The following is an 18210-nucleotide window of genomic DNA, read 5'->3' on the forward strand; positions in this document are numbered from 1 at the left end:
GAATAAAAAAGCCCTGTTTGGGCTTTTTTTATGCCTGTAATAAATTGGGTTTATCATCCGCTTATGGTAGTTTTACTAAGTAAACTATTTTCAAGGAACGCCATGCTGAATTACTCTCAAATGCCATTGGATCGTGCATCAAACCGCCGCAAAGATCCTAAGTGGCTAAAGGCTCAAATGAATTCTCAGAGTCGCTGGTTATTAGTCAATAACAATCAAAGTTTATTTGTTAAAGACAGTCCTGAAGTGTGTTATTTACGCTTATCTCAAGTGGATCATCTCGATTTATCAAAAGGCATTTTATTGGGGTTAGACGACGATGATGTGGCTCATTTTGCATTAGATGTCAGCCATGAACCAGACTCACTTATTGAGCCAATGCTCAACGGCGCTGAGTTTGTTGATATTCGCAAGTTGGGCCCACAAGTTGAGCTTAAACAAGGCTCAATTGCAGCACTGGCAAGAGGCTTGTGTTTTTGGCACGCAACGCACCGTTTTTGTGGTCGTTGTGGTCATGAAAATAATATGGTTGAAGCTGGGCATTCGCGTTTATGTGAAAACCAAACTTGTCAGCATCAAACTTTTCCGCGAACCGATCCTGCCGTTATTATGATCGTTACGAAAACTTTTTCAGACGGAATAGAGCGTTGCTTGCTGGGCCGTCAAGCAAGCTGGCCTGAGGGTGTTTTTTCAACACTTGCAGGTTTTGTTGACCCAGGTGAAACACTAGAGCAAGCCGTTGCCCGTGAAGTAATGGAAGAAGCGGGTGTTGCTGTTACAGATATTCAATATATAGCTTCACAGCCCTGGCCATTTCCATCATCAATTATGTTTGGCTTTATGGCCACAGCAGTTTCAGAAGATATTCAGGTAGATAAAGACGAGTTAGACGATGCAAGATGGTTTAGCCGTGCTGAACTTAATGAATTCGGCCAATGGCATGAGCAGGGCAGCCATCTTAAACTAACCCGGCAAGATTCTATTTCTCGATTTTTGGTTGAGCACTGGCGCAACCTGTAAAGCACAGCTTGGACAAATTATGACAAAGACAAATAAAAATACCCAAATCGTCTCTGCAGGGCGTAAAAAAGCGTATACACAAGGGGTTGTGAACCCTGTCGTACAACGTGCATCAACTGTGGTATTTGACTCAGTTGCCGACTTAAAAGCTGCGGCTAAGAAACGTGGCGATAAAACTTTATTTTATGGCCGTCGCGGTACGACGACGCATTTTGCTCTGCAAGAAGCAATTGCAGAGCTTGAAGGTGGTGAGGGTTGTGCGCTTTACCCATCAGGTGCGGCTGCAATCAGTAATGCCTTGCTATCGTTTGTGAAAACGGGTGATCATATTTTAATGGTGGATACAGCTTATGAACCTACCCGTGATTTTTGTGACAAAATACTTGCTGGCTTAGGGATTGAAACAACCTATTACCCGCCGGGGATCGGCGCAGGGATTAGTGAGCTTATTAAAGATAACACCCGTGTATTGTTTTTAGAATCACCTGGCTCAATCACCATGGAAGTGCAAGATGTCCCAGCGATGGTTGCTAAAGCAAATGAGTGCGGTGTTATGACCATGCTAGATAACACTTGGGGTAATGGTCTGCATTTTAGACCGCTCGAGCATGGCGTTGATATTAGTATTCAAGCGGCTACAAAATACATTGTTGGTCACTCAGATGTGATGATGGGTGTTGCTGTTGCTAACAAAAAGTATTGGCCAACACTTCGAGAAAATTCATACCTACTTGGTCAATGTACCTCTGCAGATGATGCCTATTTAGCGCTACGTGGTCTGCGTACTATGGCTGTGCGTTTAAAACAACATGAACAAGCAGCCATAGAAGTGGCTAAATGGCTTGAAACACACCCTTTGGTTGATCATATTCGCCATCCAGCCTTTGCAACGTGCCCTGGTCATGAGTTCTTCAAACGAGACTTTGATGGCAGTAACGGCTTATTTTCATTTGTAATGAAGCAGGGTAATCAACAAGCGATTGATGCCTTTTTAGATAGCCTGCACCATTTTAAAATGGGCTTTTCATGGGGCGGTTATGAGAGCTTAGTCACGGCAAACTTGAGCATGAAAGGTCTTCGCTCTGAAACTGGTTGGTCGCAGGGCCCAGTGATAAGGCTACACATTGGTCTTGAAGATGTGGCTGATTTACTAGCCGACCTTGATCAAGCACTGGCTGTGTACGAAAGCCACCTCTAGGTTAAAGTTTATACTTTGTTACATAAGACCTGCTAGTCGGGTCTTTTTTTTCTGGTAATTCAAGCTGTTTCAACTTAGTGTAATTCTAATAATAAAATTCATTAAGGATTATGAGTGACGCAGTTACATCCTAAACGTCTTGCACAAATTGCCCAATTTGAGCTGGTACGACTATTTTTGACCAAGCGTGGTTTGTTGGCGGTTGCCGCTTTTGCCATTTGTTGGCTACTTATTTTACGCTATCCCATTGCCCAATCTGTGACCTTGATTAGCTCACCTGATTTTGCCGACTTTGCTAGGCAGGCATTTGGCGCCATTGGAATCAGTAAATTACTTGATTGGCCTGAACCTGAACTGGCCGTTTATTGGCTGATTGCTTTATTTAGTTTCCCAAGCTTTTGTTTGTTTTTATGTAGTGACCAGACAGTGGGCGACAGACAACGAGGTACGTTACGCTTTTTATCACTTAGAGCCACTCGCTCAGAAATTATCATTGGCCGCTTTTTAGGACAGCTATTAATTTTAGCGGCACTGTTGTTTGTTACTTTGATGGCAACGGTTGCAATGCTCGGTTATCGTGAGCCAAGTTTGCTGCTTTCTGGCTTATCGCGAAGCTTTATGTTGTTATTTTATTTGCTTGTTGCGGTTATGCCTTTTATTGCCCTAATGAGCTTTTTGAATACCTTTGCTCGTTCATCGCGTCTTGCATTTGTATTGGCTATTTTGTTCTTTGCTGGCGGTAATATTGTGATTGGCTTACTAACATGGCAATGGCCTGCATTTGAGGTTTTAAATTACATATTTCCGGGCTATCAACTTGATTTAATGGCTGGTCAACGTGCCGGCGTAACACTTGCTCTTGGTTTACCACTCTTACAAACTGCAGTGTTATTGATTGCTGGTGAACGAATTTTTTCGAGGAGCTCACTATGACCGTTTTAATTCAAGCACAAGGTTTGTCAAAAAACTATGGGGCTAAACGAGCGCTAGATAACGTCAGCTTTGAAATAAATAAAGGGGCTCCAGTGGCGCTGGTTGGTCCAAATGGTGCGGGTAAAACGACCTTATTTAGCTTGTTATGCGGCTATATTTTACCTAGTTCAGGAAAATTATCGGTAATGGGACATACCCCAGGGAGTGCGGAGTTATTTGGTAAGCTAACGGCATTACCACAAGATGCACAGCTTGATCCTCGCTTTAGTATTGCGCATCAACTTAACTTTTATGGTCAATTACAAGGGCTAAGTGGTGCGGTTCGTAAAAAAGAAACGGCTCGTGTTTTAGAGCTCGTTGGTTTGTCAGAAGTGGCTAAGCAGCGACCAGATGACCTTTCTCATGGTATGCGTAAGCGAGTGACGATTGCACAAGCCTTGATTGGTTCACCAGAAATAGTGATGCTTGATGAAGCAACTGCGGGCCTTGACCCAATTCATGCTCGTGAGGTGAGAGAGCTGGTAAGTTCTTTAAGTAACGAAGCAACATTTATTTTAAGCTCCCATGACTTGACTGAGCTTGAGCGTTTATGTTCTCAGGTGTTACACCTTGATAAAGGTATTTTAAGTGAACATCAAGCCCGTTCAAGCACTCAAGATAACAAACACTTTATTACGCTACAGTTGAATCAACAATATGATGATGTAGAAGCAAAGCTTGCTGGCCTTGCCCACGTACATCATGTTTATATGAGCCAAGCAAAAGAATATGTGATCGAGTTTGAGAAAACAGCCGAGCCTTTTGATATCAATCTTCTACACTTTTGTTATCAACAAGGTTGGCAGTATCGTCAACTGGTGAATGGTCACACACTCGAAAACCAAATCTTTCATAAGGAGAGCTAGTTATGGGGCTATTAAGTGGATTAATGGGTAACGCAAGTGAAGTTGATAACGACGATTTAGAAGAACTGCTTGCCAATACCCTGATTGATGGTGAAACAGTACAAAGAGCCTATAAAGTCATTCGTGATATGTTCATCTTTACAAATAAAAGATTGATTATCATTGATAAACAAGGTGTTACTGGTTCAAAAGTTGAAATGTTGAGCATTGCTTACTCAAAAATTACTAAGTTTAGTAAAGAAAGTGCCGGGCATTTTGACCTAGATGCTGAACTGAAAATTTGGGTTGGTTCAGATCCAACACCAATTAGTAAAGACTTTAAAGCAGGAGATAACATTAATGAGGTTTATAGAATTATAAGCCAGTTTGCTTTATAAGGTACTGACACACTTTATTTTTTCTTTGAAAGTTGGCTCAGAGGCGAAAGTTTCGGCCAACTTTTTCTTTACATTTGCCGACACTTTATTACAATTAATCAAGTAAAAACAAATGCTTAGTTAAGTTCTCATTCAGTTTTCTCACGTTAGCATGTGCCCAACTTAGCCATCAGGCTAGTTTTCAACAGCAATGAAACAATGTTAATAGGGAAATCTGTTTATGAAAAAGTTAGCAGTTATTATTTCGAGTATGCTTCTGTCAACTGCCGCGACTGCTGCGGATAGTTACCAATCAATCAGCCATTTAGGATACATGGACACCGATGGCAACGACACAGTAAGTGTTGATTCAACATATTACTTCGCACCAAAGAAAACAATGGGTCCATACGACCAGTTTGAATACATCAACAGAACAACCAACGTGTTTGGTTCGTACGCTGATGATGACTTTGGTGATGTGACTAACATCGGTGGTGAATACTTCGTACAAGATTTCGTAATCGGTGCAGGTTACAGCAACTACGATTACGGTTCAGATACTGATTTATTCAACGTGTCTGCAGGTTACTTCTTTAATCCTAACCTTCTTCTTAAAGCGACATTTATTGACGTAGAAGACGGTGATAACACAGTAATGTTTGACCTTAAGTACAATCATCAGCTTAACAGCACTGATTACTTAGGTTTTACTTTCACAGCTGACGACGAGTTTGATTACCGTGCAGTAAATGCGAAATACTTCATGGATCTTAAACAAGGTAACTACCTAACAATTGAAGGTACAATCTTAGATACAGACGATAGCGGTAGCTCTTGGGAACTAGGTTCAAACTACTACTTCTCTAAAGCAACATCAGCTTTTGTAACCTTTAATAAAGAAGATGACTACAGCTTTGGTGCACAGCACTTCTTTAACAAAAACGTTGGCTTAAAAGCAGGTTATGCAAACAACTGGGATGACTCAGATTACGATGCATACTTTGCAAACGTAAGCTTACAGTTTTAATCATTAATTTGATGACATAAAAAAGCCCGCATTATGCGGGCTTTTTCGTTTTTATCATTACCAACCGCACTGGCGGCCTTCATTTTGCTCATCAAGGTATTTTTGTAACGGTGCAAAGTAATCTAAGATTGCTGTTGCATCCATTTCTTCTTTACCAGTGATCGTCGCAAGAGCTTCTTGCCATGGGCGGCTTGAACCCATTTCTAACATCGCATTTAGTTTTTCACCCGCCTCAGCAGAGTTGTAAACTGAGCAGCGGTGTATCGCTTCTTTGTTACCAGCAATTTCACATAAACTTCTGTGGAAGTCGAATTGTAAAATGTGTGCTAAGAAATAACGCGTGTAAGGCGTGTTACCTGGTACGTGATATTTTGCACCCGGATCGAAGTCTGCTTCGCTACGTGCGATAGGCGCTTGTACACCTTGGTATTTTTCACGTAATTCCCACCACGCTTTGTTGTAGTTCTCTGGCGTTACTTCACCTGAGAAAACTTTCCAGCGCCATTGGTCTACTAATAAACCAAATGGGATAAATGCTACTTTGTCTAATGCCATTTTCATTAGTAGGCCAATATCTTTTGACTCATCAGGCACTTCGTCTAATAAACCAATTTCTTTTAAATAACCCGGTGTAACCGAAAGCGCAATGGTGTCACCAATCGCTTCGTGGAAACCATCGTTCGCACTCTCTTGATAGTAAACAGGCTGATTTTTGTATGCACGTTGATAAAAGTTATGGCCTAGCTCGTGGTGAATAACAGAGAATTCTTCACCTGTACGTTGAATACACATCTTAATACGCAGGTCATCTTTGCTATCAATATCCCATGCTGAAGCATGACACTGCACGTCACGGTCTTGTGGTTTAGTAAACAGTGAGCGTTCATAGAAAGTATCTGGCAGTGGCGCAAAGCCCATCGATGTAAAGAACTTCTCAGCACCACGTACCATTTTAAGTTCGTCGTAATCGTGCTCAGCTAATAGTTCAGTTACGTCATAACCAGGATCGGCATTTTCAGGTGCGACAACATCGTAAATGTTACCCCAAGTCTGTGCCCACATATTACCTAAAAGGTGTGCTGGGATAGGTTGGTCTTGTGGTACTTTATCTTCGCCATATTTTTCACCTAGCTTGGCACGAACATGACAATGTAATGAATCATAAAGAGGTTTAACTTGGCCCCAAATACGGTCAAGCTCTTTTGCAAAATCATCGGCTGGCATGTCGTATTTACTACGCCACATAGCACCTGTATCCGCATAACCTAGCTCTTTTGCGCCTTCATTGGTTAAAGCAACTTGTTGTTCATACAGTGGGCGCATTGGTTTTGAAACCTGACGCCAACCTTGCCATAAATCAAGCAATTCATTGTAATCACGGCTCGTTGCCATTTTAGCGGTCATTTCGCCAAGGCTTAAACAGCTACCATCTTCTTTACAGTATTTACCTTTACCATATATACCACCTAACTCAGCAACTAACTGCGAGAGTTTTGCTGTTTTTTCAGCATCTTGTGGTGCAGGTAAAGTGAGCGCTAGTTTTAGCTTATCAAGTTTACGGCGTGCATCGTAATCAAGTTCTAAACTATCAAATTTTGCAGCTTCATTAGCAAGGCGTACAACGGCTTCGGTCATTTTGCGATTAACTTCAGCAGATAGCTCAGCAGTATCATAGGTGATGAAGTTGGCATAAATCCACTCAGCGCGGCTTGCTTCTAAATAAAGCGCACTTAATTCTTTTTCAGTATCGGCGATAAATTTAGCGGCATCTTGTGCGGTTACTTGACTTGTTTGGACTTCAGTCGTTGTCGTTTTAGTACTCGCAGCGTCATCATTACAGCCAGTAAGTGCAAGAGCACTCGCTACCATAAGTGCGCTCATACTGAGCTTAAATGGAGTCTTTTTCATAACGTTCCCTAGAAGTTTATTGTTATTTATTGCACATGCATAATAGCAGTGTCTTAGTAAACAACAAACAGCATCGCTAAAAACAACCTTAGTAAGAGCTGCTTACGTTGTATTTATGGCACGATCAGTCATACTTGAAGCAGTTAAATAAAATAAAAGGATTGCACAATGACGACCGTAATTATTCTGTTACTAGTTGCTGTGATTGTAATTTTTGCTGTGAAAGACATTCGCATCAATCTTGTTACACGACCTACGTTTAGTATGTTTAAAAAAGTTTTGCCGCCATTATCGCAAACAGAGCGTGAAGCCATGGAAGCAGGTGACGTTTGGTGGGATGGTGAATTATTCAGCGGTAACCCTGATTGGCAAAAGCTGCATCGTTTCCCTAAACCCGAACTTAGCGAAAAAGAACGCGCATTTATGAGCGAGCAAGTCGAAACCTTGTTAGCTATGCTTGATGACTATCAAATCGTGCAAAAAGATAAAGACCTACCAAAAGAAGTGTGGGACTACCTAAAAAAAGAAGGTTTCTTTGCGTTAATTATTCCTGAAAAATTTGGTGGCCGTGAGTTTTCAGCCATAGCTAATTCAACCATCGTATCGAAAATTGCCACTAAGAGCTTAACCGCTGCGGTGACCGTCATGGTGCCAAATAGCTTAGGCCCAGGCGAATTACTGCTTCATTATGGTACTACCGAGCAACAAGAGCGTTGGTTACCAAGCCTAGCGAAAGGTGATGATGTGCCTTGTTTTGCTTTAACGGGCCCTGAGGCGGGTTCTGATGCGGGTAGTATTCCTGATACTGGTGTAGTTTGTAAGGGCATGCATAACGGTGAAGAAGTGATTGGCTTAAAACTTAACTGGTCAAAACGCTATATCACGCTTGCGCCAATTGCTACAGTGCTGGGTCTTGCATTTAAAATGTACGATCCTGACGGCTTATTAGGTGATAAAACAGAGCTTGGCATTACATGTGCGCTAATTCCTACTGATCACGAAGGTGTACAGACAGGTGAGCGTCATTACCCGTTGAATATGGCATTTATGAATGGCACAACTTACGGTAAAGATGTGTTTATTCCACTTGATTGGATCATTGGTGGCGAAAAAGGCGCAGGTAGAGGTTGGCGCATGTTAGTTGAGTGTTTAAGTGCAGGCCGAGGTATTTCGTTACCTGCGCTTAGTACAGCAACAGGCCACTTGGCTTCAAGAATGACATCAGCCTATGCAACTGTGCGTCAACAATTTGGTGTTTCAATTGGACAATTCGAAGGAGTGCAAGAGGCTCTTGCGCGCATAGGTGGTTTAACTTACACCTTAGAGTCTGCAAGACTAATGACTGCAGGCGCGATTGATATGAAGTTGAGTCCGTCTGTGGTTACTGCAATTGCAAAATATCATATGACAGAAATGGGTCGTACTGTTATGAATGACGCTATGGATATTCACTCAGGTAAAGGGATCCAAGTGGGCCCAAATAACTATTTAGCTCATGGCTATATGGGGATCCCGGTGTCGATTACTGTAGAAGGTGCAAACATTCTCACTCGTAATTTGATGATTTTTGGTCAAGGTGCTACGCGTTGCCATCCTTTTGTTCTTAAAGAAATGGAAGCGGCTGCAATGGAAGATCATGATGTTGCTTTAAAAGAGTTTGACTCATTACTACTGCAACATATTTTGTTTGCTGGTAGCAACGCAGGTATGGCGTTTGTACACGGATTAACACGTAGTTACTTCGCAAAAGCGCCGGTATCTGGTGCAACAGCTGTGTATTACAAACAATTAAGCCGCATGAGTCGTGGCTTAGCGTTTTGTACTGATGTTGCTATGCTGGTTTTAGGCGGTGAGTTAAAACGTAAAGAGATGATTTCGGCGCGCCTAGGTGATGTGCTTAGTCACTTATATTTAGCTTCATGTGTACTGAAACGCTACGAAGATGAAGGCCGTCAACAAGCTGATTTATCATTTGTACAATATGCTGTTGAGCATTCGTTATTTTGCATAGGTCAGGCATTCGATGGTTTCTTTAAAAACTTCTCTAATCCTGTTATTAATTTCTTACTGAAACGCATTGTGTTCCCGGTAGGTAATCATTATCACCGCCCAAGTGACGAGTTAGCACAAACTATGTGTGAGCACATGAGCAAGCCAGGTGTCTTCAGAGACAGATTAACTCACCTTTGTTATGTTGATGAAAATGCCGGTACAGGGGTGATGGAAAATGCCTTTCTAGCCATGATTGATACCCACGATGACTTTAAGCAGCTTCGTAAATGGCAAAAAGAAGGCACTATTGCTAAAAACCTTGAACTTGAGGATGCAATAGTCGTAGCGGCAGAGAAAAACTTGATTAACGAAACCGTTGCTGAGCGAATGAACAAAGCCAATGAGCTGCGCAAAAAAGCGATAGCTGTGGATAACTTCGCTCCTGGGGAGCTGTAAACGTTCCTAATATTTAATAGAGCCAAGCCTTGCATTCGCAAGGCTTTTTTATACTTAGTTACAGGCCGTTTGCTATCACTTTTTCTGCTTCACTAGCGGGCATAGGCTTTGCTTTTAAAAAGCCTTGGCCAAATTTACATTGAGTTTGCTTTAAAATAGCCAATTGTTTTTCCGTTTCAATTCCTTCTGCGACTACATCGAGCTTTAATGATTGCGCTAACGATAAAATAGCATCGACTAAGGGGTTGTGCGCTTTGTTTAAATGGTCAATGAAACTTTTATCAATTTTCATTATATGAATCGGTAATTGGTGTAAATACCCAAGCGCGGAATAGCCTGTACCAAAGTCATCTAAACACAGTTTCACTTCAAGAGGCTCAAGACCCTTGATGATTTTTGTCGCCAGCTCTAGATTACCGATAAGTCCAGATTCGGTTATTTCTAAGCATAGTGAGCCAAGAGGTAACTTATATTGCTTATATAAGGCATGTATTTGTTCCACAAAATCGAGGCTAGCAAAGTGACGCGATGACACATTTACGGTAATTCGGCCAAATGCTTTTCCTTCACTCGTCCACTTTGCAATTTGCTTTGCAGCAAGCTGAAGTAAATGTAAATCTAGGTTGATAATTTGACCTGTGTCTTCTGCTACCGGAATAAAATCATTTGGCGAGACAAAGCCTTTGCTTGGGTGATGCCAGCGCACAAGGGCCTCAAAACCAACAACTCTTGTGTCTTGAATAGTAAAAATTGGCTGGTAGTAAAGTTCAAAGTCGTCATGCTCAATGCCATGCTGTAAATCATTTTCTATATCGGCATGATTTTTAAGTTTTTTACGCATTGTATTGTTGAAAAACTTAACTTTACCACGGCCAGATGATTTCGCCTCGTACATTGCTGCATCAGCATGCTGCAATAGCTTATACGCTTGATCGCGACTACTTTCACAAAAAGCAACACCTATACTAGTCGATGCTTGTAGAAGGTGTCCATCAATATCAAGGGGCTGTGCGAGCACATGCTGGATCCGTTCAAGGGCATCATTTATTTGTTGTTTATCGGTAATGTTTTCCATAAAAATGGCAAACTCATCGCCTCCTAAGCGGGCGAAGGTGTCGGTGTTACGAATAGTGCTTAAGATCAATTCACAAATTTTAACTAAAAAATGGTCACCAACTTCATGGCCTAACGAATCATTGATACTTTTAAAGCGGTCAAAGTCTAAATAGAGTAGGGCATGCTTATGTTGCTTATTTGCTCTTGCAAGGCGAAGTATTGCATGTTTAATTCGCTCAATCAGTAAAGAACGATTAGCAAGTCCTGTTAATTCATCGTGAAGAGCTCGATGCTCAAGCTCTTGCCTTGATAATTGACGGTCTATTGCCATGCTGATTTGACGGCTAACATAAGTGAGTAAGGCACGATCATGCTCGTCATAATGGTAACTTTTACTGTAGCTTTGTACGGCAATGACACCGCTAATACGCTCATTCACTTTAAACGGTACACCTAGCCAAGACTCAGCCTGACGACCGACCATTTTAAAATGCCCAGCATCAATGTGCTGCTGAAATTCTTCTTTAGTAAAAAGAAGTGACTGATCTATATTTAGTAAGTAATAAGACGCAGTGTCTTTTAGTTGTTCTTTCGATATTTTTTTATGAGCATTTGAGCGCACGCCTTCTTCAATAATATAAACTAAATCAAGCACATCGAGCTGCTTGTCATAAAGGCCAATGAAGAAATTATCTGCCCTGAGTAAAGAGGTAATAATGCCGTGTAATGACTCAAAAAAACTATCTAGTTCACTTGATTGATACGTCAAATTGGCGATTTGCAGCATCGATCGTTCTAGCTTTTGCGCATCGTTTAACTGCATGACGGTTTGCTGTAAGTTTTCTATGGTGCGAACCTGATTGATCTTGGCACTTAATAAATGCGCGACAGTTGATAAAATCTCTAAATGCGCGTCATTGTAGTAATCTTTTTGCGGATGCTCACAGTCAATCACACCCAGTATTTTTTCTTTGTAAACTAATGGTACGCAAAGCTCAGAAAGAGCTGGGCGAGAATCAGCGATGTAACGTGGATCTTGGCTAACATCAGCAATCATCAAAGGTTTACCAGTACTTGCGACATAACCCGTAATGCCTTGATCAAAGCTGATTTCTGTACGGTCAATATGGTAAGTATCATGGCTGCCAGCTGTGCCTATAGAAGCCATTTCTTTTAGGGTGCGAGTTTTATCATCTGCGAGGTAAATTACACATTCAATAAAGCCTAGGCGGCTAACCACTTCAGACGTAACATATTCTAATAATTCTTCAACTGTGTCTAATTGCATTACAGATGATGAAAATTGATTAATTATATGTAGTTGGTCTGTTTTGACCTCAAGTGCAAAAGCAGTGTCTAAACTCTTAGGCATAGAATAAAAGGTAACCGAAATGTTGTATTAATTTATTACGTTAACCTACTATCAAACTATCCACAAAGTTATTTTCAAAAAAAACTGGAACTGGTGTAAACTAGGCACCTGAATATGAACTTGGGTAATTTAGCAAGGTTATTTGCTCAAAGTTTACGCTATCCCCCTAACTTTAGCCGTGGAAACAAGCAATGTCAGATTTAAATTCGATGCAAACTCTAACAATTACACGCCCTGATGATTGGCACATTCATTTACGTGATGGTGAGCAACTCGTTGATACCGTTCGTGACGCAAGCCGTTACATGGGTCGCGCAATTATCATGCCTAATCTTGTTCCACCGGCAACTTGTACAGAAACTGCGTTATCTTACTATGAGCGAATTAAAGCTGCCGGCCCACAGGGTAACTTTGAACCGTTAATGGTGCTTTATCTGACAGATAAAACTACGCCAGAAGAAATCAAAAAAGCGAAAGCAACGGGTAAAATTGTTGCAGCTAAGTTGTACCCAGCTGGTGCGACTACAAACTCAGATTCAGGTGTTACTTCAATCAAAAACATCTACCCAGTACTTGAAGCAATGCAAGAAGTGGGTATGTTGTTGCTTGTTCATGGTGAAGTGACAGATTCATCTATTGATATTTTTGATCGTGAGAAGGTGTTCCTAGAAACAATTTTAGCGGACGTAGTGAACGATTTCCCTAACTTAAAAATTGTGCTTGAGCACATCACAACAAAAGATGCGGTAGAGTTTGTTAATAATGCACCTGAAAATGTAGCAGCAACAATTACTGCTCATCACTTACTTTATAATCGTAATCACATGTTAGCGGGTGGAATTCGCCCTCATTATTACTGCTTACCTATTTTGAAGCGTAATATCCATCAACAAGCGTTGATTGCTGCTGCAACAAGTGGTAGTAAAAAGTTCTTCTTAGGTACTGATTCTGCTCCGCACTACAAAGATAAAAAAGAAGCAGCTTGCGGATGTGCAGGTGCTTACACAGCACATGCTGCGATTGAGTTATATGCTGAAGCATTTGAAGAAGCGGGGGCTTTAGATAAACTAGAAGGTTTTGCAAGCCACTTTGGTCCAGACTTCTATGGTATGCCTCGTAACCAAGATACTATTACACTATTTAAAGAAAGCTGGACGGTACCAGCAAGCTATAAACTAGGTGATTCAGAAGTGGTGCCAATCAAAGCTGAAGCGAAAATGGATTGGCAAGTAAAATAATCAAAAGCAATAGCACTCTTTTCTTGAAAATTAGAAGCCCATCATTTTGATGGGCTTTTTTCATTTATTATTAATTGTTTATAAATAATACTGTCATATATTTTTGTTTCGGCAGTTGACCTTAAAATTATTTTCGATTAATAGAGCTAAAAACTATTTAATGTGTTAGTCTTAAATTGCTTTGAGTTTTTGCGTATTGAATTTACGGATAATGTGCGGCTGTACGGTTACCGGTTAGGTTATTGGTTCTTCCTGTACTTTACCCCAAGTTTATTGGGCATTCACTCAGGGAGGATAGAGCCATTATGGCTGAATTTTAATAATTGACTTACAGGAAAATTTGGTATGTCAAACACGGTTACTGGTAAAGTTAAGTTCTTCAACGAAGCTAAAGGCTTCGGTTTTATTGAACAAGAAAATGGCCCTGATGTATTCGTACACTTCAGTGCTATCACAGGTACAGGCTTCCGCACTCTTAGCGAAGGTCAACAAGTATCTTTCGGCATCAAACAAGGTCAAAAAGGCCCTGAAGCTGAGAACGTAGAAGTAGCATAATTTATTATGTGAACCTCTCATTTTGGTGGAACAGTTTCTGTTTCACCAAAATTCATCATTACCTCACAAAAAATTGCAACACTCATATCTCACCAAACATTAATTAGCTGTACCGAAATTATATTCCTCCAAAGGCATTGAAAGCGACTAATTTAATCAGACGATAAGCTAGAACTTCACGATCTATGCTCTAAAAGCTACTCTCCATAACTAAAGTATTATATGCTGTAACGATGTAATTTATTAAACATAACAGCGTCTGTTATGTTAGTTAGTAGTTTTGATTGAACTCGAAAGTTAGCAGCAAAATGTTTACAGTTATTTTTCACCAAACTAGAAATAACCCGCTAAACTTAACTTATCCACATGTGGAAATAATGCTGAGTAACTTATACTTGTTTGATGAAATATAATGAAGGTTTGCTAATCGATGAGCATAGGAAACAATATACTTTTGGTAGACGACCACCCAATGGTGGCAACAGCAATTAAAATGGCACTTGCCAAGTCTACACTAGTAAACGAAGTACAAGCTGTTGCAAGTCAAAAAGAAGCGTTGCAGTTTTTAAAAAGTAATAATGTAGCGCTAGCGATTTTAGACATCGAGTTAGAAGACTCCGATGGCTTTAGTTTATATAAGCGCGCCGTCAGTAGTGGTTTTACTGGTAAAGTGTTGTTTCTATCAGCTAAGCAAGACAAGCATATTATCCGTACAGCTGCAAAACTTGGTGCGCAGGGGTTTGTAAACAAAGCAGAGAGCCTTGAAGATATCTCTTCAGCCGTTGAAATGATTTTGCGTGGTTATACATTCTTCCCGCAAGAGCACTTAATCGCTTCGGAAAAAGACATTGACGAGTTATTAACTGAACGTGAGCTTGCGGTGATGAATTATTTACTACAAGGCTTATCGAACAAAGATATCGGTGAAAAGCTCTTTATTAGTAACAAAACAGTAAGTACATACAAAGCGAAAATATTTGAAAAGCTTGAAGTTGATTCAATTATTTCACTTGCCAAGCTTGTAAAAGACCGCGCAATATTTTAACTCTCTCACCCATAGCGGTGAGAGATTTCAACTCTCTCATTCTTGTGTTTAGTGCCTGATTTGGCTGCTTATTGAGCGGTTACACGTGGCGAGTGCATAAAAATTCTTCAAAATAGATTTTTTAGATGAATAAACGGATTTTTTTTTTCATTTTTCTTCAGCATTTTCAGATTTCATAAAATGTTACATTTATGTTTAAGGTTGAACCTAATATGAATGCGATGTTCGCCAGCAAAGGGCTATAGAAGTATCATATGAACACCTCTGTTATATTTTTGTTAATTCGTTGTTTTGGTTCTTTTCCTTTCAACGACGAGTCACCAAATTTTTCCGACGAAAGCCGAACATCAAGTTGACAGACTCTGATGCATTTAGCATTATTGGAGGGTTGATATCTATTAAAAGATATCAGGGTTGTCCTCTTCGGGGGGTAATTAAATTATAAAAGTAACATTACTTAATTGGTTGGGAACTATGTCTGTTAAAATCAGAAAGAGTCTTGTAGCATCAGCGTTGGTTGGCGCTTTTGCATTTGCAAGCAGCAATGTGATTGCAGATCCTTTGAAAGATGTGCAAGATGCAGGTCAACAAATTCAAAAGGCTGCTGTTAAGTCTCAAACTAAAATTGACAATGTATATGGTCAAACTCAAGAGCTAATCGCTGAGTACCGTAGCGTTGTTGACGAAACTGAGCTAATGAAGGTTTATAACGATCACGTAGCACGTTTGGTCGCTGACCAAAATGCTTCAATCGAGTCGTTTGACCGTCAAATCGCAACTATCGATAACACGAAACAAAACGTTGTGCCTTTGATGTATCGCATGATCGATACGCTTGAGCAATTCATCAAAGCGGACGTTCCGTTCAATCTTGAAAACCGTCTAGCACGTGTTGAAAGACTTCGTGACATCATGGCGTCAGCATCAGTTACTACATCTGAAAAATTCCGCCAAGTTCTTGAAGCTTACACTGTTGAAACTGCATACAGCTCAGCTGTAACTGCTTCACAAGGTACTCTTGAGATCGACGGTAAGAGCATCAACGTTGACTTCGGTCGTTTAGGTCGTATCACTTACGTTGCTCAGTCTTTTGACCTTAAGCACGCGTGGGTGTGGGATAACAACACTAAACAGTGGAAAGAATTAGGTGAAGAATACCTAAAACCTGTTAAAGAAGTTATTCGTATGGCGCGTAAACAAGCGACATTAGAACTTGTTAAACTACCAATCTTTGGCGCGGAGTAATCAATAATGAAGAAACTATTTAAAGGTTTTGCTGTTGCAGCAGTACTATCTGTTTCTGCAGGTACCGCGCTTAATGCACATGCAAACACTGATGCTTTAGACAAAATTCTTGAGCAAGTTAAGCAAGAACGTATCTCTGAAGGCAAATTAAATAAGCAACGTGAACAAGAGTTCCTTTCAGCTCGTGCTGATAAGCAAGCGTTACTTAACAAAGCTAAAAGTGACCTAGCTGCTGAAAAAGCTCGTGGTGATCGTTTAGCTAAAGAATATGCACAAAACGAAAATACTTTAGCTGAGAAAGAGCAAGCTCTTTTAAACGCTCAAGGTACGTTAGGTGAGATGTTCGGTGTTGTACGTCGTGCAGCTGCTGATGCAATCGGTTCAATCGAAGCATCACTTGTTTCTGCTGAAAAACCAGGACGTGCTGAAGTACTTCGCTCACTAGCTGCTGCGAAAGAACTTCCAACTGTACGTGAACTTGAAGAGCTTTGGATTTCTCTTCAAACTGAAATGACTGAGTCAGCTAAAGTTTCAACTTTCGAAACTGAAGTTGCGGGTCTTGACGGTTCATCTTCTGTGAAGAAAGTAACGCGTATCGGTAACTTCAACTTAGTAACTGACGATGGTTATTTAATCTACTCACCAGAAACTAAAGCAATCCAACCACTAGGTAAGCAACCTGATAGCTACATCCTAGCTGGTATCAGCGATTTAGAAAATACTTCTTCTGACAACTATGCTGGCGTATACATCGACCCGACTCGTGGCGCGATCTTACGTATCAACACGCAGAAGAAATCGTTAATGGAATACTACGAGCAAGGTGCTGAAGTAGGTTACATCATCACAGTATTACTTGTTGTTGGTCTACTTATCTTCATCGTTCGTTTCATTGATCTTGCGCTTACTAGCACTAAGATTAAGAGCCAGCTTAAAAACCTTTCTACTCCGAATACAAACAACCCACTGGGTCGTATTCTTAAGGTTTATGCTGACAACAAGAATCAAGACGTTGAAAACCTTGAGCTTAAACTTGACGAAGCAATCTTACGTGAAACGCCTCGCATTGAAGCTGGTATCAACATCATCAAGATCTTGGCAGCAATCGCTCCATTACTAGGTCTACTAGGTACGGTAATCGGTATGATCCTTACGTTCCAAACAATCACATTGTTCGGTACAGGTGATCCGAAGATCATGGCTGGTAATATCTCTCTAGCACTTGTTACTACAGCGTTAGGTCTAATTGCAGCTCTACCACTTATTCTACTTCACTCAATTGTTGCGGGTCGTAGTAAGTCGGTTCTACATGTCCTTGATGAGCAAAGCGCAGGTATCATCGCTGCTCACGCGGAGAAGGAGAAAGCCTAATGCTAGTCCTGATGGAGATCTGGGAATCTATCAGGGATTTTGTTGGCACAGGCGGCCAGGTTTTATACGTGGTCGCGATAGCACTCTTTCTTATGTGGGTTTTAATGATTGAGCGCTATTGGTTCCTACTAGCTGAGTTTCCTCGTATGACGAAGAACATTGTAGCTCAGTGGGATGCCCGCCAAGACACTACGTCTTGGTACGCACACAGAATCCGTGAAGCATGGATTTCTGAAGCGTCTGAAAAATTAGATCAGCGTATGTTGTTGATTAAGACATTGGTAGCTATTTGTCCTTTAATAGGCTTACTAGGTACTGTAACGGGTATGATCGCGGTTTTCGAAACCATGGCTACTCAAGGTACAGGTAACGCACGTTTAATGGCATCAGGTATTTCAATGGCAACAATCCCAACAATGGCTGGAATGGTTGCGGCACTATCTGGAGTATTCTTTAGCTCACGTCTAGAAGCGAGAGCGAGAATGGCGAAAGCTAAACTTGTAGATAGCATGCCTCATCACTAGAGAGAG

15 protein-coding genes are annotated in these 18210 nt (G+C 40.9%); 13 read left to right on the top strand and 2 right to left on the bottom strand.

Annotated features, from left to right (window positions below; translation table 11 throughout):
- Positions 1-102: 102 nt before the first annotated feature.
- The 6 genes from nudC (at position 103) to EVU92_RS10925 (ending at position 5442) form a co-directional block, all read left to right on the top strand.
- The gene (nudC, locus tag EVU92_RS10900) at positions 103-1020 is read left to right on the top strand and encodes an NAD(+) diphosphatase (protein ID WP_130051241.1); all 918 of its coding nucleotides are present in this window, start codon (positions 103-105) and stop codon (positions 1018-1020) included.
- Positions 1021-1039: 19 nt separating this feature from the next.
- Positions 1040-2218 (top strand): cystathionine beta-lyase, encoded by a 1179-nt coding sequence (locus tag EVU92_RS10905; protein ID WP_130051242.1) that lies wholly within the window; start codon positions 1040-1042, stop codon positions 2216-2218.
- Between the two features lie 114 nt (positions 2219-2332).
- Complete coding sequence (locus EVU92_RS10910) at positions 2333-3151, top strand: ABC transporter permease subunit (protein WP_130051243.1); 819 nt, start codon at positions 2333-2335, stop codon at positions 3149-3151.
- Positions 3148-4056 carry an ABC transporter ATP-binding protein gene (locus EVU92_RS10915; RefSeq protein ID WP_130051244.1) on the top strand — a complete coding sequence of 303 codons (909 nt, stop codon included), beginning with the start codon at positions 3148-3150 and terminating at the stop codon, positions 4054-4056. The genes EVU92_RS10910 and EVU92_RS10915 overlap by 4 nt, the downstream gene beginning before the upstream one ends.
- A gap of 2 nt (positions 4057-4058) precedes the next feature.
- A complete protein-coding gene (locus EVU92_RS10920) occupies positions 4059-4433 on the top strand; it encodes a PH domain-containing protein (RefSeq protein ID WP_130051245.1) in 375 nt (124 codons plus the stop codon).
- 220 nt (positions 4434-4653) lie between these two features.
- Positions 4654-5442: a putative porin gene (locus EVU92_RS10925; RefSeq protein WP_130051246.1), complete on the top strand. Its 789-nt coding sequence runs from the start codon at positions 4654-4656 to the stop codon at positions 5440-5442.
- 57 nt (positions 5443-5499) lie between these two features.
- Here EVU92_RS10925 and EVU92_RS10930 read toward each other — a convergent pair whose 3' ends face one another.
- Positions 5500-7350 carry a M2 family metallopeptidase gene (locus EVU92_RS10930; protein ID WP_130051247.1) on the bottom strand — a complete coding sequence of 617 codons (1851 nt, stop codon included), beginning with the start codon at positions 7348-7350 and terminating at the stop codon, positions 5500-5502.
- Between the two features lie 168 nt (positions 7351-7518).
- On the opposite strand from EVU92_RS10930, the gene EVU92_RS10935 reads away from it, so the two are divergent.
- Positions 7519-9798 (top strand): acyl-CoA dehydrogenase, encoded by a 2280-nt coding sequence (locus tag EVU92_RS10935; RefSeq protein ID WP_130051248.1) that lies wholly within the window; start codon positions 7519-7521, stop codon positions 9796-9798.
- Between the two features lie 58 nt (positions 9799-9856).
- On the opposite strand, the gene EVU92_RS10940 is transcribed toward EVU92_RS10935, so the two are convergent.
- Positions 9857-12226 carry an EAL domain-containing protein gene (locus EVU92_RS10940; RefSeq protein WP_130051249.1) on the bottom strand — a complete coding sequence of 790 codons (2370 nt, stop codon included), beginning with the start codon at positions 12224-12226 and terminating at the stop codon, positions 9857-9859.
- A gap of 191 nt (positions 12227-12417) precedes the next feature.
- On the opposite strand from EVU92_RS10940, the gene pyrC reads away from it, so the two are divergent.
- The 6 genes from pyrC to EVU92_RS10970 all read left to right on the top strand — a co-directional run bounded on the left by pyrC (position 12418) and on the right by EVU92_RS10970 (position 18204).
- On the top strand, positions 12418-13464 hold the full coding sequence (gene pyrC, locus EVU92_RS10945; protein ID WP_130051250.1) for a dihydroorotase: 1047 nt from the start codon (positions 12418-12420) through the stop codon (positions 13462-13464).
- Between the two features lie 345 nt (positions 13465-13809).
- Entirely contained in the window at positions 13810-14019 is a 210-nt protein-coding gene (locus EVU92_RS10950) for a cold-shock protein (RefSeq protein WP_036967526.1), read from the top strand.
- 430 nt (positions 14020-14449) lie between these two features.
- Positions 14450-15064 carry a response regulator transcription factor gene (locus EVU92_RS10955; protein WP_130051251.1) on the top strand — a complete coding sequence of 205 codons (615 nt, stop codon included), beginning with the start codon at positions 14450-14452 and terminating at the stop codon, positions 15062-15064.
- Positions 15065-15538: 474 nt separating this feature from the next.
- On the top strand, positions 15539-16309 hold the full coding sequence (locus EVU92_RS10960; RefSeq protein ID WP_054551560.1) for a DUF3450 domain-containing protein: 771 nt from the start codon (positions 15539-15541) through the stop codon (positions 16307-16309).
- Between the two features lie 6 nt (positions 16310-16315).
- Complete coding sequence (locus EVU92_RS10965; RefSeq protein WP_130051252.1) at positions 16316-17680, top strand: MotA/TolQ/ExbB proton channel family protein; 1365 nt, start codon at positions 16316-16318, stop codon at positions 17678-17680.
- On the top strand, positions 17680-18204 hold the full coding sequence (locus EVU92_RS10970; protein ID WP_062570716.1) for a MotA/TolQ/ExbB proton channel family protein: 525 nt from the start codon (positions 17680-17682) through the stop codon (positions 18202-18204). Before EVU92_RS10965 ends, EVU92_RS10970 begins: the two co-directional genes overlap by 1 nt.
- Positions 18205-18210 lie beyond the last annotated feature (6 nt).

The sequence above is a fragment of the Pseudoalteromonas sp. MEBiC 03485 genome (assembly GCF_004195145.1).
Lineage (GTDB): Bacteria > Pseudomonadota > Gammaproteobacteria > Enterobacterales > Alteromonadaceae > Pseudoalteromonas > Pseudoalteromonas apostichopi.